The following is a 5,264-nucleotide window of genomic DNA, read 5'->3' on the forward strand; positions in this document are numbered from 1 at the left end:
ACACCACAAATGTCTCAGAACAAGCCTCAACTTCTACAGCAAGTTCTGAAACTGCCAGTGAAACAGCTTCAACAACTGCAAGCGAAAGTCAAGCACCTGCGGAATCAGCCACAGGCCAAACACGTGATGCTGTAACTACAGACCGAGCTGCCAATGAGACAGCTTCAGTACCTAATGAAACAAACGTCACTGGTGGTCAATACTATAGTGATGACCAAGGCAACTGGTATTATAAAGATGCCAGTGGTAAAAACCTCGTAGGCGAACAGACTATCGATGGCCAAAATGTTTATTTCCGCAGTAATGGGCAACAAGTTAAGGGGCCTTTACTCGATAGGAATAATAATCTATTTCGTTACTACGATGTTGATACTGGGCAACTATGGACGAATCGATACCTTGAATCCCAAGGTAATTGGTACTATTTAGGTAAAGATGGCTATCCACTCACTGGAGAACAAACTATCAATGGTCAAGAAGTCTACTTCGATTATAAAGGTGTTCAAATCAAAGGTGACTTTAGCGGAGAGGACTATAGCTATCCAGATCAAACTTTCTATTACGACTCTAACTCTGGTGCAAGGGTCCGAAAAGAAGGTCTAGTTCAGAATAAAAAAGGCCAAACCTTTTACATCAAGAACGATGGTTCTAAATTTACAGGAATACGTGAAATTGATGCTAATATCTACTATTTCAAAGCACGTGAAGCTGCCTCTCCTGTTGATACCGGCGTCCTACAAAAAGGAATCAGCATTTTACTAGAAGAAGGGCAAAATTCACCACATACTTATGGTTTTGGTACCCCTACTAATATTACCCGTCGCTACTATTTTGACTCAGTTACTGGTCAAGCCGTTAAAAATCGCTATGTCCAAGAAAATGATGGCTGGTACTATTATGGTGCAGATGGAAATGCTATTCGTCCTCAAGATGGTGAAGTCAATATAGACGGTCAAATCGTTTACCTATATGCTAATGGTCGTCAAGCTAAGGGAGAGCTTGTTCTCGACAATGGTGTTCTTCGCTACTATGATCCTAATTCTGGAGCACGCGTCTCTAACACCACTCTAACAATTAATGGTATGACCTATCGATTTGATGAAAACGGCGTAGGTATGGATGCTCCTAACCCAAATGGTTATTATAGCGACGATAATGGAAACTGGTATTATAAGAACGTAAATGGAGACAACCTCACTGGTGCTCAAATCATTAACGGTCAAAAGTTATTTTTCCGCGACAATGGTCAACAGGTTAAAGGTGCTTATGGTGATTCCTACGGTGATTTATACGCATTCTACGATATTAATTCTGGAAATCTTGTAACCAATCGTTATGTTGAATACATGGGTAATTGGTTCTATGTAGGTAAAGACGGTAAGCCAGTCAAGGGAGCTCGAAATATCGATGGACAAGATGTCTTCTTCAACTATCGAGGGGTACAAGCTAAAGGAGGATTTGGTCAAGATGGCGTCTATATGCCTGAGTACTATTACGATAAAGATAATGGTCGCAAAGTAACCAAAGCTGGGTTTGTTAAAGATAACAGAGGCTTAACTTACTATCTTGACGAGAAAGGTAACAAAGTCCTTGGACTTCATGAAATCAATGGTGATTTATATTACTTCCGTCGAGGAGGTGCCTATAAGTACACCCAACTGGGTGACATGTGGCAAGACAGTATTAATTACATCGATGGTAAAATCTACTACTTCGGTCATGACGGTAGAGCAATTAAAAATCGTTTCTATCAATGGGGTAATTACTGGTACTACTTCTATGCGGATGGTTCAGCAGCTACTGGTGCCGTTCAGATTAATGGACAACAACTTTACTTCGATAAAAATCATGGTAGACAAGTTAAAGGCGCTTTTGCACCAGATGGTCACTACTACGATGAAAACTCTGGTGAACTCGTCACTAACCAAACACGTACTATCAAAGGTGTAACTTATCATTTTGATGAAAATGGTAACGCGACTAAAGTTTAAGCTATTCCTTACTTTAAGAAAACTTTAGGCTCTGCTCTATATACTATAATCATCCTAAAACTTTTCTTTTTCATAATCTCCTTATCCAGGGCACAGGTCCTGGATTTTTTTATTTTTTAAGTTCCTATGATTGCAAAAATTGTGACATTTGCCATTTACTCGCTTTCCTATGTAATCGTTTTCTTATTTTTGTCTAAATTTCTTATATTTTCTTGAAAGTCTCTAAAATAGCGCTATAATAGGACTTAGGAAATGGAGGAAAAAGTATGAAAGTACATTCTAATTTTACTGGACCTAAGTCCAAAAAACGTCTGATTGCATTCTCATGTGCAACTGCTCTTGCAGGTTTTGCCCTCATCGCAAAGCCTGCCTTCGCTGAGGAAGCTAAAGCTGATAACTCATCAAACCTTGATGTGAACGCTACTACCACTGCAAATGTGGAAACTACCGCAGACCTCGTAGAAACTAAGGTTGTCGAAGCTCCTGCTACTACTGAAAATTTAGGCACCACTCAAAGCACTACAAATGTCTCAGAACAAGCCACAACTTCTGCTGCAAGCTCTGAAGTTGTCAGTGAAACTGCCTCAACAACTGCAAACGAAAGCCAAACTCCTACAGAATCAGTTGCAGGCCAAACACGTGAAGCCGTAACTACAGACCGAGCTGCCAGCGAGACAGCTTCAGTACCTAATGAAACAAACGTCACTGGTGGTCAATACTATAGCGACGACCAAGGCTACTGGCATTACAAAGATGCTAGCGGTAAAGACCTGACTGGACCACAAACTATTGATGGCGTTAAGGTCTACTTCAATCCAGGCGGTGTTCAGGTTAAAGGGGGATTTGGCTGGGACGGTCACTATTATGACAAAGACTCTGGTGCTCTTGTTACTAATAAATTTGTTGAAGAATATGGTAGAACCTATTACGTTGATGAAAATGGTAATAAGGCAATTGGTTCTAAAGAAGTTAATGGAGCGTGGTATTATTTTGAGCAGTATGGTGAACTAATTAAAAACAATTTTGCTCCTGATGGCCGTTATTATGACAAATATGGTAAACAAGTGGATTTCGGAACAAACCGCTATTTCGAATTAAACGGGGAATGGTACTATGCTGGAAATGATGGTGCTATTTTAAAGGGACCACAAACCATCGATGGTGTTAAGGTTTACTTCCGACAATACGGAGCTCAAGTCAAAGGATATTTTGTCAAAGATGAGGGGGATAATAAATCTCGATACTACGATAAGGATACTGGTGCTCTTGCCACCAATCAATATGTTATCGCTTATAATCCTTACAAACATCGAAATGAACGTTATTATGTTAACGACCAAGGAATTCGGTTAACTGGTCCTCAAACAATTGACGGTAAACAAGTCTACTTCGATACCTACGAGGGAAGCCAGGTTTTCGACAATTTTGCTGACGATGGTTACTTTTACGATCAGGACGGAAATCGTGTTGATCTTGGTGCCAATCGTTATGTTCAAATCAGAGACAATTGGTACTATGTCGGTAACGATGGAAAAATTTTAACCGGTGAACACATTATTGATGGAGCTCACGTTTATTTTGAATATGGAGGTAAACAAGTTAAAGGAGATTTTGACTATAAAAATCAATTTCACGATAAAGACTCTGGAACTTTAGTTACTAATCGTTTCGTTACCGTTAATGACAAGACCTACTTCATTGGAGCAGATAGTAAGGCTATTAAAGGAGCGACCGTCATCGACAACATTGAATACTTCTTTGACGAAAAAACTGGCGCTCAGGTTAAGGGAAATTTCGCAAGTAACAAAAAATATTATAACAGTACTACTGGTGCTCTCGTAATCAATAGTTATGTCCAAGTCGACAAAGACTGGTACTACGTAGGCAATGACGGTAAACGGCTTAAAGGTTCTCAAACCATTAACAATGTTCCTGTATACTTTGACCCTTATGATGGTAAACAAGCCAAAGGTGTCTTTGGTAATGATGGCTACTTCTACGACAAAGATTCTGGTGCTAAAATAGACCTTGGTACCAATCGCTACGTTTACATCAACGATAACTGGTACTATCTTAATGGAGAAGGAAAAATCCTTAAAGGCGATCAAACCATCGACGGGGTACAGGTTCACTTTGATCCATATTATGGTAATCAAATTAAAGGAGAATTTACCGATAGTAATGGGCATGCGGTTAAAGCAAACTCCTATACTAGCCCAGTTAAGTACTATGATAAAAATTCTGGAGCTCTTGTAAAAGGTCAATACTTTAGCCATGATGGTAAATGGTACTATGCAGATGCAGAAGGTAATATCCTTAAAGGCTCACAAACCATCGATGGGGTACACGTTTACTTTGACTATAATGGTGTACAAGCTAAAGATACTGTTCTAGATGGTTACTACTACGATAAAGATAGTGGAGCACGAAAAGAACTCCCTCGTGATCAGTTTATTAAGATTGGTGACGATTTATACTACATTAGCAGTAATGGACGAACTGGGAATATAACTATTGATGGTAAGGATTACTATGTTGGTCGATATGGTAGAGTTCTTCGTGGTTCCTTTAACGTATACCAAGAGCCACCTTACTATGATGACGAAACTGGCGAAGCTGTGAAAAAAACTGGTTTTGTTAAATCTTATGGTCGTTGGTACTATATAGAGGAAGACGGAAAAAAAGCAAAGGGCCTTAAAGAAATTGATGGTAAGCTTTATTTCTTCTCTAACAATCCAATGAACAAATACGAAACAAACGAACAAGTTCGTGGACAATTAGCTAGACCTTACTTTTATATTTCCTTCCCAAATAGAGCAGAAGACAACCCAACTTACTACTTCGATGCTGAGACTGGAGCTGCTGTAACCAACCAATTCGTCTATGCAGATGGACACTGGTACTACTTCGGTAACGATGGAAAGGCTCTTCTATTTGATCAAGTCATCAATGGTCAACACCTCTACTTTGATTATGAAGGTAAACAAGTTAAGGGCGATTTCGTTACAGACTACAAGGGAACTCGTTATTATGACGAAAACTCTGGTGAGCTCGTCACCAACCAAACACGTACCATCAATGGTGTGACTTATCACTTTGATGAAATTGGGCGTGCGAAGCAATTATAAGGATTTTAGTAAAATAGACTAAGTTTTTCTCGCAGATATCTATACTAGAGGAAGTTGATTAATTTTAACTTCCTTTTTAAAATCCACGAAAATAATTTTTGTCTGCTTTAAGAAAACTTTAGGCTTTGCTTTATATACTATAAAC

Annotated in this window: 2 protein-coding genes; both read left to right on the top strand. The window is 39.2% G+C overall.

The features are described 5' to 3' along the window. The coding region (locus H7U01_RS09850; RefSeq protein ID WP_201041514.1) for a glucosyl transferase at positions 1 to 1,991 on the top strand (1,991 nt) is incomplete at its 5' end. A gap of 266 nt (positions 1,992 to 2,257) precedes the next feature. After that, positions 2,258 to 5,119 (top strand): glucosyl transferase, encoded by a 2,862-nt coding sequence (locus H7U01_RS09855; protein ID WP_064524598.1) that lies wholly within the window; start codon positions 2,258 to 2,260, stop codon positions 5,117 to 5,119. The last annotated feature ends 145 nt before the right edge of the window (positions 5,120 to 5,264 follow it).

This window comes from Streptococcus sp. 21.1 (genome assembly GCF_016648635.1).
GTDB lineage: Bacteria > Bacillota > Bacilli > Lactobacillales > Streptococcaceae > Streptococcus.

Bases quoted from the DNA above. Each gene is read 5' to 3' on its own strand.
- H7U01_RS09855 (WP_064524598.1), top strand. From the start codon at position 2,258: ATGAAAGTACATTCTAATTTTACTGGACCTAAGTCCAAAAAACGTCTG.